General features: G+C 71.7%; 21 protein-coding genes and 1 tRNA gene. 6 read left to right on the top strand and 16 right to left on the bottom strand.

The genetic code is table 11. The features are described 5' to 3' along the window. The first annotated feature begins 68 nt into the window (after positions 1-68). Both ACFY7E_RS09060 and ACFY7E_RS09055 read left to right on the top strand, forming a co-directional pair. On the top strand, positions 69-1,598 hold the full coding sequence (locus ACFY7E_RS09060; protein WP_389482403.1) for an MFS transporter: 1,530 nt from the start codon (positions 69-71) through the stop codon (positions 1,596-1,598). Positions 1,599-1,633: 35 nt separating this feature from the next. Beyond that, positions 1,634-2,401 carry a TetR/AcrR family transcriptional regulator gene (locus ACFY7E_RS09055; protein ID WP_389482401.1) on the top strand — a complete coding sequence of 256 codons (768 nt, stop codon included), beginning with the start codon at positions 1,634-1,636 and terminating at the stop codon, positions 2,399-2,401. A 172-nt stretch (positions 2,402-2,573) separates the two neighbouring features. Here ACFY7E_RS09055 and ACFY7E_RS09050 read toward each other — a convergent pair whose 3' ends face one another. Together ACFY7E_RS09050 and ACFY7E_RS09045 are read right to left on the bottom strand one after the other, a co-directional pair. Continuing rightward, the gene (locus ACFY7E_RS09050; protein WP_389482399.1) at positions 2,574-4,208 is read right to left on the bottom strand and encodes an MDR family MFS transporter; all 1,635 of its coding nucleotides are present in this window, start codon (positions 4,206-4,208) and stop codon (positions 2,574-2,576) included. 15 nt (positions 4,209-4,223) lie between these two features. Then, entirely contained in the window at positions 4,224-4,667 is a 444-nt protein-coding gene (locus tag ACFY7E_RS09045) for a MarR family winged helix-turn-helix transcriptional regulator (protein WP_125659542.1), read from the bottom strand. Between the two features lie 202 nt (positions 4,668-4,869). Between ACFY7E_RS09045 and ACFY7E_RS09040 the strand changes: the two genes are divergently transcribed. After that, positions 4,870-5,100, top strand: coding sequence for a hypothetical protein (locus ACFY7E_RS09040; RefSeq protein WP_389482397.1), 231 nt, complete (start codon positions 4,870-4,872; stop codon positions 5,098-5,100). An 80-nt stretch (positions 5,101-5,180) separates the two neighbouring features. On the opposite strand, the gene ACFY7E_RS09035 is transcribed toward ACFY7E_RS09040, so the two are convergent. The 8 genes from ACFY7E_RS09035 to ACFY7E_RS09000 form a co-directional block, all read right to left on the bottom strand. Then, complete coding sequence (locus ACFY7E_RS09035) at positions 5,181-6,095, bottom strand: RNA polymerase sigma factor SigF (RefSeq protein ID WP_389482395.1); 915 nt, start codon at positions 6,093-6,095, stop codon at positions 5,181-5,183. Between the two features lie 233 nt (positions 6,096-6,328). Beyond that, positions 6,329-7,174 (bottom strand): RNA polymerase sigma factor SigF, encoded by an 846-nt coding sequence (locus ACFY7E_RS09030; RefSeq protein WP_383437149.1) that lies wholly within the window; start codon positions 7,172-7,174, stop codon positions 6,329-6,331. A 268-nt stretch (positions 7,175-7,442) separates the two neighbouring features. Further along, entirely contained in the window at positions 7,443-7,736 is a 294-nt protein-coding gene (locus ACFY7E_RS09025; RefSeq protein WP_030209426.1) for a Dabb family protein, read from the bottom strand. 9 nt (positions 7,737-7,745) lie between these two features. Then, positions 7,746-7,910, bottom strand: coding sequence for a hypothetical protein (locus ACFY7E_RS09020; protein ID WP_199836916.1), 165 nt, complete (start codon positions 7,908-7,910; stop codon positions 7,746-7,748). Between the two features lie 356 nt (positions 7,911-8,266). Continuing rightward, positions 8,267-8,351 (bottom strand) — tRNA-Ser (locus ACFY7E_RS09015). A 114-nt stretch (positions 8,352-8,465) separates the two neighbouring features. After that, entirely contained in the window at positions 8,466-8,966 is a 501-nt protein-coding gene (gene tadA, locus ACFY7E_RS09010; protein ID WP_389482391.1) for a tRNA adenosine(34) deaminase TadA, read from the bottom strand. A gap of 59 nt (positions 8,967-9,025) precedes the next feature. Next, a complete protein-coding gene (locus tag ACFY7E_RS09005) occupies positions 9,026-9,562 on the bottom strand; it encodes a hypothetical protein (RefSeq protein ID WP_389483333.1) in 537 nt (178 codons plus the stop codon). Between the two features lie 436 nt (positions 9,563-9,998). After that, entirely contained in the window at positions 9,999-10,208 is a 210-nt protein-coding gene (locus ACFY7E_RS09000) for a hypothetical protein (protein WP_053640088.1), read from the bottom strand. Between the two features lie 92 nt (positions 10,209-10,300). Between ACFY7E_RS09000 and upp the strand changes: the two genes are divergently transcribed. Beyond that, positions 10,301-10,936 (top strand): uracil phosphoribosyltransferase, encoded by a 636-nt coding sequence (gene upp / locus ACFY7E_RS08995; RefSeq protein ID WP_383437065.1) that lies wholly within the window; start codon positions 10,301-10,303, stop codon positions 10,934-10,936. 3 nt (positions 10,937-10,939) lie between these two features. Here upp and ACFY7E_RS08990 read toward each other — a convergent pair whose 3' ends face one another. From ACFY7E_RS08990 to ACFY7E_RS08975, 4 genes are all read right to left on the bottom strand, one after another. Then, a complete protein-coding gene (locus tag ACFY7E_RS08990; protein ID WP_389482389.1) occupies positions 10,940-11,569 on the bottom strand; it encodes a LytR C-terminal domain-containing protein in 630 nt (209 codons plus the stop codon). Between the two features lie 115 nt (positions 11,570-11,684). Further along, positions 11,685-11,981, bottom strand: coding sequence for a type II toxin-antitoxin system VapB family antitoxin (locus ACFY7E_RS08985; RefSeq protein WP_030209440.1), 297 nt, complete (start codon positions 11,979-11,981; stop codon positions 11,685-11,687). 267 nt (positions 11,982-12,248) lie between these two features. After that, complete coding sequence (locus ACFY7E_RS08980; protein ID WP_389482387.1) at positions 12,249-13,802, bottom strand: M28 family metallopeptidase; 1,554 nt, start codon at positions 13,800-13,802, stop codon at positions 12,249-12,251. A 283-nt stretch (positions 13,803-14,085) separates the two neighbouring features. After that, on the bottom strand, positions 14,086-14,700 hold the full coding sequence (locus ACFY7E_RS08975) for an RBBP9/YdeN family alpha/beta hydrolase (RefSeq protein WP_389482384.1): 615 nt from the start codon (positions 14,698-14,700) through the stop codon (positions 14,086-14,088). A gap of 50 nt (positions 14,701-14,750) precedes the next feature. Between ACFY7E_RS08975 and ACFY7E_RS08970 the strand changes: the two genes are divergently transcribed. Then, positions 14,751-15,908, top strand: a complete 1,158-nt coding sequence (locus ACFY7E_RS08970) for an erythromycin esterase family protein (protein WP_389482382.1) — start codon at positions 14,751-14,753, stop codon at positions 15,906-15,908. A gap of 40 nt (positions 15,909-15,948) precedes the next feature. On the opposite strand, the gene ACFY7E_RS08965 is transcribed toward ACFY7E_RS08970, so the two are convergent. Beyond that, the gene (locus ACFY7E_RS08965; protein WP_389482380.1) at positions 15,949-16,593 is read right to left on the bottom strand and encodes a TetR/AcrR family transcriptional regulator; all 645 of its coding nucleotides are present in this window, start codon (positions 16,591-16,593) and stop codon (positions 15,949-15,951) included. Positions 16,594-16,822: 229 nt separating this feature from the next. Between ACFY7E_RS08965 and wrbA the strand changes: the two genes are divergently transcribed. Further along, positions 16,823-17,431 carry an NAD(P)H:quinone oxidoreductase gene (wrbA, locus tag ACFY7E_RS08960; protein ID WP_389482378.1) on the top strand — a complete coding sequence of 203 codons (609 nt, stop codon included), beginning with the start codon at positions 16,823-16,825 and terminating at the stop codon, positions 17,429-17,431. A gap of 24 nt (positions 17,432-17,455) precedes the next feature. Here wrbA and ACFY7E_RS08955 read toward each other — a convergent pair whose 3' ends face one another. Beyond that, positions 17,456-17,743, bottom strand: coding sequence for a metal-sensitive transcriptional regulator (locus ACFY7E_RS08955; protein ID WP_383437089.1), 288 nt, complete (start codon positions 17,741-17,743; stop codon positions 17,456-17,458). Positions 17,744-17,764 lie beyond the last annotated feature (21 nt).

The following is a 17,764-nucleotide window of genomic DNA, read 5'->3' as shown; positions in this document are numbered from 1 at the left end:
CGCTGTAAGAGGCACCCTTGTACGGTGTACGAGACCCAGCCCCGTACACCGTACAAGGAGTCCTGCCCATGACGGCGACGACCGCCGCGAACGAACCGTCCGCCGCCACCGGCGGCCACCCGCAGCGCTGGCTGATCCTCGGCGTCATCTGCCTGGCGCAGCTCACCGTGCTGCTCGACAACACCGTGCTCAGCGTCGCCATCCCCTCGCTGACCTCGGAGCTCCACGCCTCCACCGCCGACATCCAGTGGATGATCAACGCGTACTCGCTGGTCCAGTCCGGCCTGCTCCTGACCGCCGGCAACGCCGCCGACCGCTACGGCCGCAAGAAGCTCCTCGCCGCCGGACTCGCGCTCTTCGGCCTCGGCTCGCTCGCCGCCGGGCTCGCCGGATCCACCGCGCAGCTCATCGCCGCCCGCGCGGGCATGGGCATCGGCGGCGCGCTGCTCATGACCACCACCCTCGCCGTCGTCATGCAGATCTTCGACGACTCCGAGCGGGTCAAGGCCATCGCGCTGTGGGCCACCGTCGGTTCGCTCGGGTTCGCCGCCGGGCCGCTGATCGGCGGCGTCCTCCTCGAACACTTCTGGTGGGGGATGATCTTCCTGATCAACATCCCGGTCGCGCTCGTCGGCCTGGTCGCCGTCGTCAAGCTGGTCCCCGAGTCCAAGAACCCCCAGGGCGAGCGGCCCGACCTGGTCGGCGCGCTGCTCTCCACCGTCGGCATGACCGCCGCCGTGTACGCCATCATCACCGGCCCCGAGCACGGCTGGACCTCGGCCGAGGTGCTGGTCCCGGCGGCCGTCGGCGTCGCCGTCCTCGCCGCCTTCGCCCGGTGGGAGCTGCGCGTCCCGTACCCGATGCTCGACATGCACTTCTTCCGCGACCAGAGGTTCGTCGGCGCCGTCGCCGGCGCGATCCTGGTGATGTTCGGCATGGGCGGCTCGCTCTTCCTGCTCACCCAGCACCTGCAGTTCGTCCTCGGCTACGAGCCGCTGGAGGCCGGTCTGCGGATGGCGCCGCTCGCCCTGACCGTGGTCGTGCTCAACCTCAGCGGCGTCGGCCCGCGGATCGTGACGAGGCTCGGCACCGCGCCCACCGTGGCCGTCGGCATGACCCTCGTCGCGGCCGGTCTCGCCTCGATCGCCCTGATCGGCGGCGGCACGAACAGCAGTTACTGGGGAATGCTCCTGGGCCTGGTCCTGATGGGCGTCGGCCTCGCGGTCTCCAACCCGGCCATGGCCAACGCCATCATGAGCGCGATCCCGCCGGAGAAGGCCGGCGTGGGCGCGGGCGTCAACGGCACCCTCGCCGAGTTCGGCAACGGCCTGGGCGTCGCCGTCCTCGGAGCCGTGCTCAACGCGCGCTTCGCCGCCCTCGTCACCGTCACCGCGACCTCGCTGCCCGCGGCCCTCGCGGCGGCCGGGAGCGACGCCGAACGGGCCCGGGTCTCCGACGCCTTCGCCTCCGGCCTCCAGACCAGCCAGCTGGTCGGCGCGGTCGCCGTCCTCGCCGGCGGCCTGCTCGCCGCGGCCCTGCTCGGAAGGGCCGAGCGTGCGGAGAAGGCGGCGGCTCCGAACCCGGCGGCGGCTGCCTAGCATGGTCACGAACCGCTGACAGACGGAGGAACGCGATGGTCAAGGCAGCCGACCGGGCCAAGGACCCGGCGCGTTCCAGCGTCTGGCTGGAGAACCGGGCCCCCCGCCGCGGGAGCGGCCCGGCCGGTCTCGACCGGGACCGGATCGTCGCCGCCGCGATCCGGATGCTCGACGAGGAGGGCCTGAACGGCCTCTCGATGCGCAAGCTCGCGACCGAACTCGGCGTCACGGCCATGTCGCTCTACTGGTACGTGGACACCAAGGACGACATCATCGAGTACGCCGTCGACTCCGTCTACGCGGAGGTCGACCTCGCCGCGGTCGGCGCCGCCGGCGACTGGCGCGACCGGCTCCGGACGCTGGCCCTGGAGTACCGGGGGATGCTGGTCCGCCACCCGTGGATGTCGCCGTGCGCGGGCCAGTACCCGAACATCGGGCCGAACGCGATCGCCGTCGGCGTCGGGATCAACGAGGCGATCCGGGACACCGGGCTGCCGATGCACCGCCGGCCGAGCGCGATGTCGGCGGTCTTCCAGTTCGTGTACGGCTACGGGACGATCGAGTCGCAGTTCCAGCGGCGGGCGGCGGAGGCCGGCATGTCGCAGGACGTCTTCTACGGGGAGTCGATCAGGGCCTTCCACGACGACACGCGGTTCAAGGAGACGCTCGGATCGATGACGGAGCTCCTCGACGAGCGGGCCTCGCACGGCAGCGTCAGCGACATCTGGGACCGGGACTTCGCGTACGCACTCGACGTCCTGGTCGCCGGCATCGAGGTGATGGTGGCGCGCGAAAAGGAATGACGGGAACGGAAACGGGGACGGAAGCAGGGCCGGAAACGGGAGCAGGGCCGGGAACGGGGCGCGGGAACGGAAACGACGGAGCGGCGGGCCGTCCCCTGCCCGCCGCTCCGTACCCGACCCGGTCGCGCCTCCGCTCGAAGCGCGACCGGGAGCTCTTCTCCTCGACGCCTTCCTACCGGGCGTCCGCGGCGACCTTCTCGCCCGCGGGCGCCTTCTCGTCCGCCTTCACCGCGCCGCTCTTGAGGGCGACCTCCTTGATGAAGATCGTCACCACGAAGGCGAGCAGCGCGAACGGCGCCGAGTAGAGGAAGACGTCCGCGACGCCGTGGCCGTACGCGTCCTCCATGACCGTGCGGATCGGGGCCGGCAGCTTGTCCATGTCGGGGATGCCGCCGCCCGAGCCGCCCTTGCCCATCGCGGCCGCGGCCTTCGGGCCGAGCTCGGCCAGACCCTCCTTGACGTAGTCCGTGACCCGGTGGGCCATGACCGCGCCGAGCGCCGAGACGCCGATCGCACCGCCCAGGGACCGGAAGAAGGTGACGACGGAGGAGGCGGCGCCGAGGTCGGCGGGGGCCACCTGGTTCTGGGTGCAGAGCACCAGGTTCTGCATCATCATGCCGAGGCCGAGGCCCAGGACCGCCATGAAGAGCGCGATGTGCCAGTACTCCGTGTCGTAGCGGATCGTGCCGAGCAGGCCGAGGCCGCCGGCGGCCAGGGCGCCGCCGCTGACCAGCCACGCCTTCCAGCGGCCGGTCTTGGTGATGACCAGACCGGAGACGGTGGAGGAGACGAACAGGCCCGCGATCATCGGGATGGTGAGGACGCCGGACATCGTCGGCGACTCGTTGCGCGCCAGCTGGAAGTACTGGCTGAAGAAGACCGTGCCGGCGAACATCGCGACGCCCACGAAGAGCGAGGCGAGCGAGGCCAGGGTGATCGTGCGGTTGCGGAAGAGGCGGAGCGGGATGATCGGCTCGCTCGCCTTCGACTCGACCAGGACGAAGACCGCGCCGAGGGCGACGGCGCCGAGGACCATGACGGCCGTCTGCCAGGACATCCAGTCGTACTTGTCGCCCGCGAAGGTGACCCAGACGAGGAGCAGGGAGACGGCGGCGCTGATGAAGAAGGCGCCGGCCCAGTCGACCTTGACCTCGCGCTTCACGACGGGGAGCTTCAGGGTCTTCTGCAGGACGAGCAGGGCGATGATCGCGAAGGGCACGCCGACGTAGAAGCACCAGCGCCAGCCGAGCCAGTCGGTGTCGGTGATGACGCCGCCGAGCAGCGGGCCGCCGACGGTGGCGACGGCGAAGGTGGCGCCCAGGTAGCCGCTGTACCGGCCGCGCTCGCGCGGGGCGATCATGGCGGCCAGGATGATCTGGGAGAGGGCGGTCAGACCGCCGACGCCGATGCCCTGGACGACGCGGCAGGCGATGAGCATGCCGGTGCTCTGCGAGAGGCCGGCGACGACCGAGCCCGCGACGTAGACGACGAGGGCTATCTGGACCAGGAACTTCTTGGAGAAGAGGTCCGCGAGCTTGCCCCAGAGCGGGGTGGTCGCGGTCATCGCCAGGAGGGCCGCGGTCACGACCCAGGTGTAGGCGGACTGGCCGCCGCCCAGGTCGGTGATGATCTGCGGCAGGGCGTTGGAGACGATCGTCGAGGACAGGATGGCGACGAACATGCCGAGCAGCAGCCCGGAGAGCGCCTCCATGATCTGCTTGTGCGTCATCGGGGCGCCGCCGGAGGCGAGGTCCCCCTCCTTTGCGCTCCCGCCGCGCACACCGGTCTCTGGTGTGGTGCTAGCCATGGACTTCCTTCGTTCTCAAGCGTGGTGGGCCCGGCAGTCCCCGAAGGAATCGCGGAGGCGGGCGAGCAGGGTGGTGAGCAGTTCGACGTCGTCGTCGGACCACTCCGCGAGGGTGCGGGCGAGCATGTCGGTCAACCGCCGGTCGAGGACGGCGAGCATGGACTCGCCCGCAGGGGTCAGGTGGAGGATGCGGGAGCGCCGGTCGGCGGGGTCGGGCAGGCGCTCGACCCATCCGCGGTCCACCGTGTGGGCCACGTGACGGCTGCTGACCGACATGTCGACGGCCATCAGCTCGGACACGCGGCCCATCCGCATGTCCCCGTGGTGGTTCAGCAGGGCGAGGACGATCGCGGATCCGCCGGGGCACTCGGCGGGCAGGGTCCGCGCGAGTCCGCGCTTCACCGCTCCGATGGCGCTCACCTGGCGGGCGAGGTTCTCGTACCGATTGCCTCTGTCCATCGCGTACTCCACCGCGTGCTCCACATATCTTGTTGCTTAGGGCAACCATAGAGATGGATGGTTGCTTCAGGCAAACTAAATCGGTCAAACGGCGCTAAAGAATCGGCAAAGGGGAGGGCGGGGGCGCCGGGCGCGGCCCCGCACACCGGGCCGGGGGTGCCGGGCTTGGGCGCCCCGGCCGACTTCGCTAGGGTCCTGGCCCATGGCACACAACCCCCAAGCACCGTACGGCCAGGGCCAGGGCCCCGAGGGCTCCTACGACCCCGCCGGCAGCACCCAGATGTTCCGCGCCTTCGTCGACGAGGGCGCCCCGCAGCAGCAGCCGCAGGCCGTCGCCGCTTCCTCCTCCTCGGGCCCCCGGGTCGGCCTGATCGCGGGCGTGGTCGCGGCCGTCGTCATTCTGGCGGCCGTCGCCTGGCTGGCGCTCGGCTGACCGTTCCGTACAACTGAGGTGGGCCGGCTCCGCACCACGCGGACCGGCCCACTTCTCTTCTCCCGCCCTCTTCTCCGGGGTCAGTCGGAGATGAGACCGTCCCGGAGCTGGGCCAGGGTGCGGGTGAGCAGGCGCGAGACGTGCATCTGGGAGATGCCGACCTCCTCGCCGATCTGCGACTGGGTCATGTTGGCGAAGAAGCGCAGCATGATGATCTGCCGCTCGCGGGGCGGCAGCTTGGCGAGCAGCGGCTTGAGCGACTCGCGGTACTCGACGCCTTCGAGGGCGCTGTCCTCGTAGCCGAGGCGGTCCGCGAGGGAGCCCTCGCCGCCGTCGTCCTCGGGCGAGGGGGAGTCGAGCGAGGAGGCGGTGTACGCGTTGCCGACGGCGAGGCCGTCGACCACGTCCTCCTCCGACACCCCGAGCACGGCGGCCAGTTCGGGGACGGTGGGGGAGCGGTCGAGCTTCTGGGCGAGCTCGTCGCCGGCCTTGGTGAGGGCGAGGCGCAGCTCCTGGAGCCGGCGCGGGACCCGCACCGACCACGAGGTGTCGCGGAAGAAGCGCTTGATCTCGCCGACGACGGTCGGCATCGCGAACGTCGGGAACTCCACGCCCCGTTCGCAGTCGAAGCGGTCGATCGCCTTGATCAGGCCGATGGTGCCGACCTGGACGATGTCCTCCATGGGCTCGTTGCGTGAGCGGAAGCGGGCGGCCGCGTACCGGACGAGGGGGAGGTTGAGCTCGATGAGGGTGTCGCGGACGTAGGTCCGCTCCGGGCTGTCGGCGGCGGCGCCCTCCGCGTCCAGGGCGCGCAGCCGCAGGAAGAGGGAGCGGGAGAGGGTGCGGGTGTCGAGGGCGCCGGTCGTCACGGGCATCGGCGGCGGCGCGGCCTCCGCGCTCTCGGGCGCCGTCGGCGCCGTCGTCTGCGTGGGCACGGGAACGACGGGAACGGGCGTGAGCGTGAGCACCTTGGAGCTGTCCAGTTCTGTGGACATGCCACCCCCTTGAGGTCGCGGACGGTCGCGGTGCCGCGACCGTCTGAGGAACGCAGCCACCACCTGAATACCGGCGGGAGGGCTGCGGCAAACGCGGTTCCAGCAGAATGTCACATGTCGGCAACACGCTGTAGTGACTTGTCGACACGATGTCCGTGCATATCCGCAGGAAACAAGGGGTGTACGGCAGGAGGGCGGTGCGGAACTGCTCCGAACCGGTCTACCCGTTCCGGTTACGCTTCGATCCTGTTTGCGGATCTCAATCGCGCGAAGCTCCGCGCGAGGAGCCTTGACACGTGCATCTGGGAGACGCCGAGTTCCTGGCTGATCTGGGACTGCGTCAAGTTGCTGTAATAGCGCAGCATCAGGATCCGCTGCTCCCTTTCGGGCAGTTGTACGAGAAGGTGCCGGACCAGGTCCCGGTGCTCGACCCCGGCGAGCGCGGGGTCCTCGTAACCGAGCCGGTCGAGCAGTCCCGGCAGCCCGTCGCCCTCCTGGGCCGCCTCCAGGGAGGTGGCGTGGTACGAGCGTCCGGCCTCGATGCAGGCGAGCACCTCGTCCTCCCCGATCCGCAGCCGCTCGGCGATCTCGGCGGTGGTGGGGGAGCGCCCGTGGGCGGTCGTCAGGTCCTCGGTGGCGCCGTTGACCTGGACCCACAGCTCGTGCAGCCGGCGGGGCACGTGGACGGTCCGTACGTTGTCCCGGAAGTAGCGTTTGATCTCGCCGACGACGGTCGGCATCGCGAACGTCGGGAACTGCACGCCCCGGTCCGGGTCGAAGCGGTCGATGGCGTTGATCAGGCCGATGGTGCCGACCTGGACGACGTCCTCCATGGGCTCGTTGCGGGAGCGGAAGCGGGCGGCCGCGTAGCGGACGAGCGGCAGGTTGGCCTCGATGAGGGCCCCGCGCACCCGGTCGTGCTCGGGGGTGCCCGGCTCCAACCCCTTGAGCTGCCCGAAGAGGACCTGGGTGAGGGCGCGGGTGTCGGCGCCGCGCGTGCTCTGGGTGCGCGGACGCGGTGATTCCGGGCCGCCTGCCTCGTGCTGGGGCGGGACTTGAGGTGCTGTACTGGCCGGCACGTTCACGCCACCCCTTCGGCTGGTCCTGCTGGTCGACTGGTGACAACTACGGTCAACTCATCCGTCAAAAGCGGTCATAGCATCACAAGACATGTCCACTGTGTGCAAGCACCCCATAACCACGTGTTGAGGGCATGGAGGGAGGGAAGAGAGGGCCGGATGGGGGCCGATGCGGAGGCGGCGCGGAGGCGGCGGGGTACGGGTGAGGGGCCGGAAAACCGCGAGGCCCCCCGCCACGAAGGCGGGGGGCCTCGGCCGTGACCGGGGGTCAGAAGGCGTAGTCGGCGATCACCCAGGTGGCGAACTCCCGCCACTGGGCGACACCCGCCTGGTGGGCGGGGTGCTCCAGATAGCGCTGGAGGGCGTCGGTGTCCTCGACGGCCGAATTGATGGCGAAGTCGTACGCGATCGGCCGGTCCGTGATGTTCCAGTCGCACTCCCAGAACCGGAGTTCCGGAATCTGCTCGCCGAGGGCCCGGAACGCCTCGACGCCCGCGACGACGCGCGGCTCGTCACGGGCGACGCCGTCGTTCAGCTTGAAGAGGACCAGATGGCGGATCACGGAGGGCTCCTAATTGATGAGTTCGGTCATGAACTCGCCGACACCCTGGGCGGCGCTGGAAATGCCCTCGAACCCTACCTGGACCAGATCCGCGGACCTCTTCGGGGAGGTGATGATCGTGTACAGAACAAAGACCACGAACGCGTACAGCACGACCTTCTTCGCCTGCGCCACTACTAGCCCTCCCCTGTTCCCCCGCCGTACGACCGCGCCACTCTAACCGAGCCCTTACGGACCAAGGGCCCTGCGAAGGAGGACTTTTGCCGCCTCCCGGAAGGGCCCGGGGCGCGCAGGACGGATGTCGGGCCCGGAGGATCCGGCAGGAATCCGAGGGGCTCCGGAACCGGCCCGCACTGCGGGGTCCGCGCCGCGAGGCTTCCCCCCGACGGCGACGCGGACTTGGAGGACCGGTTCTCACCGGGGGGAGCGGCTTGTCCCCCCGATGCCGCTCCCCCCGACCAACGCCTTCCCCGCATCCCGTACACACGCCGAAGGGCCCGGTTCACGAGAACCGGGCCCTTCGATCGAAGCGGTAGCGGAGGGATTTGAACCCTCGGTGAGTTTCCCCACACTCGCTTTCGAGGCGAGCTCCTTCGGCCGCTCGGACACGCTACCGAGAGAGAGCTTAGCCGAAACTGCCGCTGCGATGAAATCCGTATCCCGTCGCAGGTCGGAGCGGGGTCGGCGGGAGCGTCGGCGGGTATGACAGCCGGTGCGTCGGCAGGTGTGTCAGCGGGCGCGGAAGAAGGCCGTGAGGCGCCGGGCGCACTCCTCGCCGAGCACGCCGTGGACCACCTCGGGGCGGTGGTTGAGCCGCCGGTCCCGTACGAGGTCCCAGAGCGAGCCCGCCGCACCGGCCTTCTCGTCCAGGGCGCCGAACACCACCCGCTCCACCCGGGACTGGACCAGGGCGCCCGCGCACATCACGCACGGCTCCAGGGTCACGACCAGGGTGCAGCCCGTCAGACGCCACTCCCCGGTCACCGCGGCGGCCCGGCGCAGGGCGAGCACCTCGGCGTGCGCGGTGGGGTCGCCGGCCGCCTCCCGCTCGTTGTGCGCCCGCGCGAGCACCTTCCCGTCCGGACCGAGCACGACCGCGCCGACCGGTACGTCACCGGCCGGCCCGGCCGCCTCCGCCTCGTCGAGGGCGAGCCGCATGGCGTCCCGCCAGGGATCCCGGAGGGGATCCGGTAGGGGATCCCGTACGGGCCCGGGGGCGGGACCGGACATGGGGACGCCTGTGGACCCGGACACGGAACCGGGGTCGGGAACGGGTACCGCGGGAACCACTAGCGGACGGCCTCCAGGACCTCGGCCGCGCCCAGCGCGTCCGCGATCTCCGCGAGCGCGTCGGTCTCCAGGGCGAGCAGCTCGGCCGGCGGCAGACCGAGGTCCGCCAGGATCAGCCGGTCGCCCACCGGAGCGGCCGGGACGGTCTCGGCGGCCACGGAGCCCGCCTCGTCGTCCTCGTCCCCGTCGGCGCCGAGCGGTTCCCCGTCCTCCGTACCGTCCAGGTCCAGCGACTCCAGGTCGTCGACCAGGTCGTCCAGATCGTCACCGAGGATCTCCCGGGTGAGCATCTCCCCGTACGAGGAACGAGCCGCTGCCGCCCCGTCCGAGACATAGATGCGGGGGTCCTCCTCCCCTTCGATCCGTACGATCCCGAACCACGCGTCCTCCTGCTCGATGAAGACGACCACCGTGTCGTCGTCCGAGGCGTCGCGGGCCAGCTCGACCAGATCCGACAGGGTCTCCACGTCGTCGAGCTCCGTGTCGCTCGCTTCCCACCCGTCTTCGGTGCGCGCGAGCAGTGCGGCGAAGTACACCTGACTCTCTCCCACTGATCAGAGGTGTGACGTTCCGGCGGCGCGGTCCTGAGCCCCGCCCCTTCGGCATCGTGACAGAAACGGCGCCCACAGGAGAGGTCTTCGGCTCTTGCGTCGTGCATCAGTCTGAACGACCCCGCTATCGGACGGGCGCGCGACCCCGGCGCACTCGGGGGGCGCACGGCGGACACCGGGCGGTCGTCGCTGGTCCGGGCCTGTTTCCGCCGGTCACACCGCGTCCGGTGGGACGTACGCGCTCCACCGCGTCCCACCGGCCCGTCGCGCCGCGAACCACCCGAACCGCCCGTTCCGCCCGCTCCACGGCGTCCGGCGGGACCCCTCGCGTCCCACCGGCCCCACCGCCTCACCGGCGGAAAGCCCCACCGCCCCACCGGCCGGAAAGCCCCGCCGGCGAGAGCCCCGCCGGCGGACGGCCTCACCAGCGGAACGTACGCATCCGCATCGCCTGCCGCATCCGGGCCGCCCGGGCGCGCCGGGGCTGCACGCGCTCGCGCAGGGCCTTCGCCTCGTGCAGTTCGCGCAGGAACTGGGCACGGCGCCTGCGCCGCTCCGTGTCGGTCTCCGCCGCCGGCCCCCGGGCCACCCTCTCGGCGGCCCTCTCGACCGGTCCTTCCAGGTCGGACATCTGCCACACCACCCCATCACCGGGTCCGTGTGCCCCCACCTTCCCCCAGTGGCGCGGATCGACGCCAGTGCGGGGCGGGCTACTGTTGAGTCATGCGTCTCCACGTCGTCGACCACCCCCTGGTCGCCCACAAGCTCACCACCCTGCGCGACAAGCGCACGGACTCCGCGACCTTCCGCCGTCTCGCCGACGAGCTGGTCACCCTCCTCGCCTACGAGGCCACCCGGGACGTGCGGACCGAGCAGGTCGACATCGAGACCCCGGTCACGACGACCACCGGTGTGAAGCTGTCGCATCCGCGCCCGCTGGTGGTCCCGATCCTGCGCGCCGGCCTCGGCATGCTCGACGGCATGGTCCGGCTGCTCCCGACCGCCGAGGTCGGCTTCCTGGGCATGATCCGCAACGAGGAGACGCTGGAGGCGTCGACCTACGCCACGCGGATGCCGGAGGACCTCTCGGGCCGCCAGGTGTACGTCCTGGACCCGATGCTGGCGACCGGCGGCACGCTGGTCGCGGCGATCCAGGAGCTGATCAGGCGCGGCGCGGACGACGTGACCGCGGTCGTGCTCCTCGCCGCCCCGGAGGGCGTCGAGGTCATGGAGCGCGAGCTCGCGGGCACCCCCGTCACCGTCGTGACGGCCTCGGTCGACGAGCGTCTCAACGAGAACGGCTACATCGTCCCGGGCCTGGGCGACGCGGGCGACCGCATGTACGGCTCGGCCGAGTAGGCCTCAGCACTTCCCGGCCGGAGCGGGCGCGGGCCTGGTCAGGGCGACCAGGGCCGCGTCCGCCGTCGTCTTCGGGGACAGGTTCTTGAAGGCGGTCCCGATGATCAGGTCCACGTCCGCCGTGGTCCGGGCGTCCGTCCTGGTCGTGGCGCCCGCGAGCTGGGTGCCGAGGACCGGGAAGGCGCCCTTGGTGGCGGCGGGCGCGCCGAGGAGCAGCCCGGCGCCTGGGACCTTCTTGTCGTAGGCGGCGGGCGCGTTCCCGACCTTGCCGACCTTGAAGCCGCGCTTCTTGAGCTCGTCGGCCGTCGTCTTGGCGAGTCCGCTGCGCGGGGTCGCGTTGTAGACGTTGACCGTGATCTGCGCGGGCTTGGGCAGGGCCGCCGCGGCGGGCGCGGTGGGGGTGGGGGCGGGTTTGCAGTCGGCCCGTTTCCCGGCCGCCGCCTTCGTGCCCGTGTCACCGGAGAACACGTCGACGAGCTGGAGCGTGCCCCAGCCGGCCGCGCCGAGCACGACCACGGCGGCGGTGGCCGCGAGGACGATCCTGCGCCTGCGGTGGGGGCGGCGCATGCGCGGGTAGACATCCCCCGTGATGCGGTACTTTCCGCCCATGCCGGGGGGAGTGAGCATGCTCATGAGCGCAGCGTAATGCCGCCCGTCGGTGATGCCTACTTGATGATCATGTGATCGCGTCCGGATGGGGAGGAACTGCCCCCGAAAGGGTCAGTGACCTCCGCCTTCCGGACGGTCGTCAGTCCAGTTCGAGGACGCGCGCGTGCAGCACCTGGCGCTGCTGGAGCGCCGCGCGGACGGCGCGGTGCAGCCCGTCCTCGAGGTAGAGGTCGCCCTGCCACTTCACGACGTGCGCGAAGAGGTCGCCGTAGAAGGTGGAGTCCTCCGCGAGCAGGGTCTCCAGGTCCAGCTGGCCCTTGGTGGTGACCAGCTGGTCGAGGCGGACCGGGCGCGGGGCGACGTCCGCCCACTGCCGGGTGCTTTCCCGGCCGTGGTCGGGATACGGCTTTCCGTTTCCGATGCGCTTGAAGATCACACGGAAAGCCTACCGGGCGAGCGGCTCCCGGCGCAGCCACGCGCACCGCATGGGATGCCGGTGCGAACCGTGACGAACCGGAATCCGGGTGCCGTCACGCGCGCGGGCGGGTCGCCGCCGCCCGGAGACACGGGGCCCGTCGGCGGTCCGGCACCCGATCCGGTGGCCCCCTTCCGGGGGGGCACCCGTCACCCGGACGGGGCCGCCGGGAACGGGGCGGGGGCTCCCCCGCGGGACGGGGGAGCCCTCACCGACCGCTCGCGGCTGTTACTCGGTGACCTCGTGGTGGTCGTCGTGCAGGCCGCCGCCGCTGCCCGCGTCGCCGGTGGTCGGGACGGAGACGACCGGCTTGCGGAGCGAGGAGATGTCGTGGGCGTAGGTGCCCACGGCGTTGGCGATGACGTCGATGTTGACGTCGAACGCCTTCATGTTGACGTTGCTGAGGTCGTCGCCCTTGGCGTGGTAGTTCACGTCGTACGCGACGCCCGCCTGGCCGCCGAACTTGGCCGCCTGGGCGGCGGTCTTGATGCCCTCGGCGCCGGTGAAGGTGCCGCCGGAGGGGATGCCGACCTCGATGAACGGGCCGTAGTCGGAGCGGCCGGTGAAGTCGGTGCCCTCGTGCGGGTGCCCGTTCCTGTCGAGGAACTCGTTGATGTCGCGCTCCAGCTGGGCCGAGCCCGCGGGGCCCGCGCCGGCGCCGACGCCGTCCGAGTCGTCGCCGTCGTACACGAACAGGCCGTAGTTCGGCGAGGCGATCATGTCGAAGTTGAGGTAGAGCTTGATCTCCTTCTTGTCGAGCTCCGTGAGGTTCTGCACGTAGTGCTCGGAGCCGAGGAGGCCGTTCTCCTCGGCCGACCACCAGGCGAAGCGGACCTTGTTGCGGACCTTGTCCTTCGACTCGGCCAGCTTCAGGGCGGTCTGGAGGAGGCCGGCGGAGCCGGAGCCGTTGTCGTTGATGCCGGGGCCCGCGGTGACGGAGTCGAGGTGGGAGCCGAGCACCACGGTGTTGGCGGCGTTGCCGGCCCTGGTCTCCGCGATGACGTTGTTGGTGGAGCGCCGCTCCTGGAGCTGGCGGATCTCCAGGGAGAGGGTGACCGGGCCCTTGGCGAGGTCGGCGGCGAGCGCCTTGCCCTCGGCCAGGGTGATGCCGCCGGTGGGGATCTTCCCGGAGGCGGCGTCCCCGAGGGTGCCGGAGAGGACGCCGTCGGCGTTGTTGTAGATGACGGCGGCGACGGCGCCGGCCGCGGCGGCGTTCTGCTGCTTCACGGCGAAGGCGCAGCCGCCGCGCTGGATGAGGGCGATTTTTCCGGTGAAGGCGCCGGCGGCGAAGTCGCCCGGCTCGCAGCCGCTGGTGGCGTCGGCGTCGACGGGCGCCGCCACCAGCTCGGCGCGGATGCCGCCGACCGGGGTGGACTTGGTGTACGTCATGGCCTTGATGTCGAACGCGCGGGGCGCGGGGGAGACGACGGAGGCCTTCTCGGCGAGCGTCTGCGTGTACTCGAAGTCGAACTTCTGGTACCGGACGTCGTACCCGGCCTTCTTGAGCTGCGTGTACACGTACGCGGCCGAGGCGTCGTGCCCGAGCGAGCCGGCCGCGCGGTGGCCGCCGGCCGAGTCGGCTATCGCCTGGAACTTCTGCAGGTGCTTGTAGGCGTCCTTGGCGGTGGTGTCGCGGACCAGCTTCTTCGCCAGCTTGGCGGCATCGCGGGCGGGTGCGGCCGTGGGGTCCTGTCCCGCGGTGGCGGGGGAGGCGAGGACCAGCGGGGCGGCGAGGGCGGCGGCGGCGAGGATGGCCGCGGCCCGGCGCTGGGATGCGTTCACAGAAGTCCTTCCCGGTACGGACGAGGTTGAGGGGAAGTTAGCGATCTCGGGGGTGTTCTGTGAACAGATTCGTCGCAATTCCTGCCGGGTCGAACAGGATTGAAATCTGGAGTTCTCAATTCCCTTGCGATTGGTCGGCTTTCACCGCCTTTGCCGGGACCGGGTCCGCGTGAGGCGGTCGAGGGCCGCGGGGACCGGCTCCGGGTGCCTCCGGGCACATCCGGGTGCCCCGGCAGGGGCCTTGGCCGCCCCTGTCGGGGTTTCCCGTAACCCCTAGGGGGCTCTACCGCCCCCTCACCCGCACCGACGGGTCCTCGCACCACTCCAGGACCGAGGGCCAGTCCCCGTACCCGTCGGCGGGGCTGAGGTGCTCGCCGCCCGGTACGAGGTCCTGGTCGAGGCCGAGCGGGCGCCCGTAGTGCAGGTCGGCGCCCTCGGGGCAGTACGGGTCACCGTCCCCGTACACGAGACGCGCCCCGAGGCCGGTCTCCGTGAGGTCGAGCCCGTAGGCGAAGGCGGCGATCTCGGGGATCGAGGCGGTCACCGGCGGCGAGGGCGGGGCGACGAGCAGCACCCGGTCGGCGTCCGGCCTGCGCGCGCCGGCGCGCAGCCACAGCAGTACGGACAGGCTGTGCGCGAGGACCACGAACTCGCCCCGGGCGGGCCGCTTCCCGTACTCCTCCAGGGCGTCGAGCCACTCCGCGAGCACGGGCGCGTCCGGCGAGGGCAGCTGCGGATAGCGCACCTCGTGCCCGCGCTCCCGCAGCCGCCCGGCGAGCCAGTGCTGCCAGTGACCGGGCGGCCGGTGGTTCTCGAAGCCGTGCAGGATCAGGAAGGTCTTGGCGTCGGCACCGCGCTCGTCGGCATCGCGCTCGGTGGCGTCGTTCTCGGTCGTCATGGCGTGATCGTGCGTTCCCGGCGTCCGGAGGTCCAGATAGGTTCCGGGGTGTGGACGGTCTGGAGGAGTTCGGAGCGGCGCTGGGAGGGGTGCGGGTCGTCGGTCTGGGCGAGTCCACGCACGGGACGGCGGAGTTCTTCCGCCTCAAGCACCGCCTGTTCGCGCACCTGGTGACCGAACACGGCTTCCGTACGCTCGCGATGGAGGCGAGCGCCTCGGCGGGGCTCGCGGTCGACGCGTACGTCAGGGACGGCGCGGGCGACGCGGCGACCGCTCTGACCGGCCTCGGGTTCTGGACCTGGCGGACGCGGGAGGTTCTGGACCTCCTGGAGTGGACGCGCTCCTACAACCGGGGGCGCCCCCGCGCGGACCGGATCGGCTTCACGGGGATCGACCCGCAGCGGAGCGGGGCGTCGGTGGCGCACTTCGGCCCGGAGCACGCGGGGGTCCTCTCCGTCCTGGCGGACGCGCAGCCGGGCCGGTTCCCGGAACGCAGGGCGGAACTCCTGGCCGCGGCGGCGGAGTTGGAGGCGGATGCCTCGGGCCCCGTGGACCGGTGGCACGCCCGCGTCCTGGCGAGGGCGGCGGACGTGGCCACGGCCGAGCCCGGTGAGCGGCTGTGGCGGATCAGGGACGGGCACATGGCGGACGGGGTCGACGAGGCCGTGGCCGCGTCCGGCGGCGCCGGGGTCGCGGTGTGGGCGCACAACGGGCACGTGGGCGTCCGGGGCGTGGCGCTCGGCGCCCGGCTGCGGGAGCGGTACGGGCCCGCGTACTACGCGCTCGGCCTCTTCTTCGGCGAGGGCGCCTTCCGGGCCCGGCGGATGTGGCCGGGCCCGTGGGGACCGCGTCCGGACCGGCCGTCCCGGGTGGCGGTGAACCGGATCGGCCCGGCGGGCCCGGACAACCTGGAGGCGCTGCTCGCGGCGGCCCCTGCGGAGCCCGGGGCCTCTCCGGAAGCCGTGGCCCCGCCGGAGCCCGGAGTCTCCCCGGAAGCCGTGGCTCCTTCGGAACCGGCGGGCGTGCGGCTGCTGGACCTGCGCTCCCGCGCGCACGAGGAGTGGACGCGGCGGACGTACCCGGCACGCACGCACGGGGCGTACGTGGCGCGGTTCGTCTACCGCCGGAACGTGGTGCCGGTGGTGCCGGGGGAGGAGTACGACGGCCTGGCGTACGTACCGGTCTCGACCCCGTCGCGACCGCTCTGACGCCCTCGAAGAGCCTCGGGCCCTGATCCGCCGGGCCCCCCTAGGGGCTCTCCCGCAGGGTGAGGAGCTCCCGTACGCCCGCCTTGAGGCGCGCGCCCGACAGTTCCTGTTCGACGGTCAGGTGGTGCATGACGTCGGGGGAGAAGGGCGCGAGCAGCAGGTGCGCGAGGAGTGCGCCGTCCGAGCCCGGCCTGAGCTGCCCGATGAGCAGGGCGACGTGCGTGTGCATCACCCGGTACGCGCCGCTGTGGTACCGGGCGCGGGGCGCGGCGGAGTGCGCGGCGAGCAGGATCGCGCGCTGCTCGGCGACCCGGTCGACGAGCGCGTCGAGGAAGGCGTCGAGCCGTTCGGCGGTCGGGGCGCCGGGCCCGAGCGGCGGCGGACCGCTCATGTACGCCTCCTGGAACTGGCGCTCGCGGTCGTCGAGGAGCGCCCACAGGAGCTGGGAGACGTCGCCGAAGCGCCGGTAGACGGTGCCGACGCCGATGCCGCTGGCGTGGGCGACCTGGTTCATGGTGACGGCGTCGGGACCCTTCTCGGCGACGATCCGGGCCGCCGCGTCGAGGATCCTGCGCCGGTTGCGGGCCGCGTCGGCGCGCTCGGGGGTAGGGGCGTCGAGGGTGGGGAGCAGGCCGAGCGGGGGCGCGGTCGCGCGCTCCCCGGCCCGCGTGTTCTCGGTGCTCATCTCTGCGGACTCCTGTCCTTCGTCCCTGTCCCCCGGACCACTCGCGGCTCGCGCTCCTGAACCGAGCATACCCGCCCCCCTTGCGAAACGGATAGTGATCCGCTTAGCCTCGAACCGGGGAAGCGGACAGTGATCCACTTGTCCGCTTCGGCAATTCGCTCGCCTGCTTCGGCCGACTCCGGTCAGAAGACCCCGGAAAGACTCGGAAATACACAGAGGAGAGTCCGTCATGTCCGTCAAGATCGCCGTCATCCACTACTCGGCCACGGGCACCGTCCACCGCCTCGCCCAGGCCGTCGCCGAGGGCGCGGAGAAGGCGGGCGCGGAGGTGCGCCTGCGCCGGGTGGCCGAGCTGGCCCCGGACGCCGCGATCGACGCGAACCCGGCCTGGCGCGCCCATGTGGACGCCACCGGTGACCTGGAGGTCGCCACGCTCGACGACCTGGAGTGGGCGGACGCGTACGCCTTCGGCTCCCCGACCCGCTTCGGGAACGTGGCCGCGCAGCTCAAGCAGTACATCGACACGTCGGGCGGCCTGTGGCAGCGGGGCGTCATGGCGGACAAGCCCGCGACCGCCTTCACCAGCGCCCACAACGTCCACGGCGGCAACGAGTCGACGCTGCTCGCCCTCTACAACACCTTCCACCACTGGGGCTCGGTCATCGTCTCGCCCGGCTTCACCGACCCGTCGGTGTACGCGGCGGGCGGCAACCCCTACGGGACCGCCCACCCCGGCGCCCACGGCGAGCCCGACGAGAACGTCCTCGCCGCCGCCCGCTACCAGGGCGAACGCCTCACCCGGATCACGAAGCGCCTGAAGGGTCTCGCGGACGCCTGAGGCTCCGTTCCGCCGGGCGGGCACTCACGCCAGGGAGAGGAAGAGCTTCTCGAGCCGGGCCCGCATGGCGTCGCGGTCCTCGCCGTCCTTGCGGCCGTCCTCGACCTCGGTCAGGCACTGCTGGAGGCCGGTCGCGATGATCGCGAAGCCGGCCCGGTCGAGGGCCCGGGAGGCGGCGGCGAGCTGGGTCACGACCTCCTCGCAGTCCCGGCCCTCCTCGATCATCCGGATCACCCCGGAGATCTGCCCCTGGGCCCGGCGCAGCCGGTTCAGCACGGCCTTGAGCTCCGCGCCCGCGAGATCGAGTTCCACAACGCCTCCTCCACAGATACC

Source organism: Streptomyces sp. NPDC012825, from assembly GCF_042900925.1.
In the GTDB taxonomy this organism is placed as follows: Bacteria; Actinomycetota; Actinomycetes; order Streptomycetales; family Streptomycetaceae; genus Streptomyces.
Note: the sequence above shows the minus strand (reverse complement) of the source record. Positions and strands in the feature narration are given on the sequence as shown.

Bases quoted from the DNA above. Each gene is read 5' to 3' on its own strand.
- ACFY7E_RS09040 (WP_389482397.1), top strand. From the start codon at position 4,870: ATGGCACACAACCCCCAAGCACCGTACGGCCAGGGCCAGGGCCCCGAG.
- ACFY7E_RS08965 (WP_389482380.1), bottom strand. From the start codon at position 16,593: ATGAGCACCGAGAACACGCGGGCCGGGGAGCGCGCGACCGCGCCCCCG.
- tadA (WP_389482391.1), bottom strand. From the start codon at position 8,966: ATGTCCGGTCCCGCCCCCGGGCCCGTACGGGATCCCCTACCGGATCCC.
- ACFY7E_RS09045 (WP_125659542.1), bottom strand. From the start codon at position 4,667: ATGGACAGAGGCAATCGGTACGAGAACCTCGCCCGCCAGGTGAGCGCC.
- upp (WP_383437065.1), top strand. From the start codon at position 10,301: ATGCGTCTCCACGTCGTCGACCACCCCCTGGTCGCCCACAAGCTCACC.
- wrbA (WP_389482378.1), top strand. From the start codon at position 16,823: ATGTCCGTCAAGATCGCCGTCATCCACTACTCGGCCACGGGCACCGTC.
- ACFY7E_RS09055 (WP_389482401.1), top strand. From the start codon at position 1,634: ATGGTCAAGGCAGCCGACCGGGCCAAGGACCCGGCGCGTTCCAGCGTC.
- ACFY7E_RS09060 (WP_389482403.1), top strand. From the start codon at position 69: ATGACGGCGACGACCGCCGCGAACGAACCGTCCGCCGCCACCGGCGGC.
- ACFY7E_RS08990 (WP_389482389.1), bottom strand. From the start codon at position 11,569: ATGAGCATGCTCACTCCCCCCGGCATGGGCGGAAAGTACCGCATCACG.
- ACFY7E_RS09035 (WP_389482395.1), bottom strand. From the start codon at position 6,095: ATGTCCACAGAACTGGACAGCTCCAAGGTGCTCACGCTCACGCCCGTT.
- ACFY7E_RS08975 (WP_389482384.1), bottom strand. From the start codon at position 14,700: ATGACGACCGAGAACGACGCCACCGAGCGCGATGCCGACGAGCGCGGT.
- ACFY7E_RS09050 (WP_389482399.1), bottom strand. From the start codon at position 4,208: ATGGCTAGCACCACACCAGAGACCGGTGTGCGCGGCGGGAGCGCAAAG.
- ACFY7E_RS09000 (WP_053640088.1), bottom strand. From the start codon at position 10,208: ATGTCCGACCTGGAAGGACCGGTCGAGAGGGCCGCCGAGAGGGTGGCC.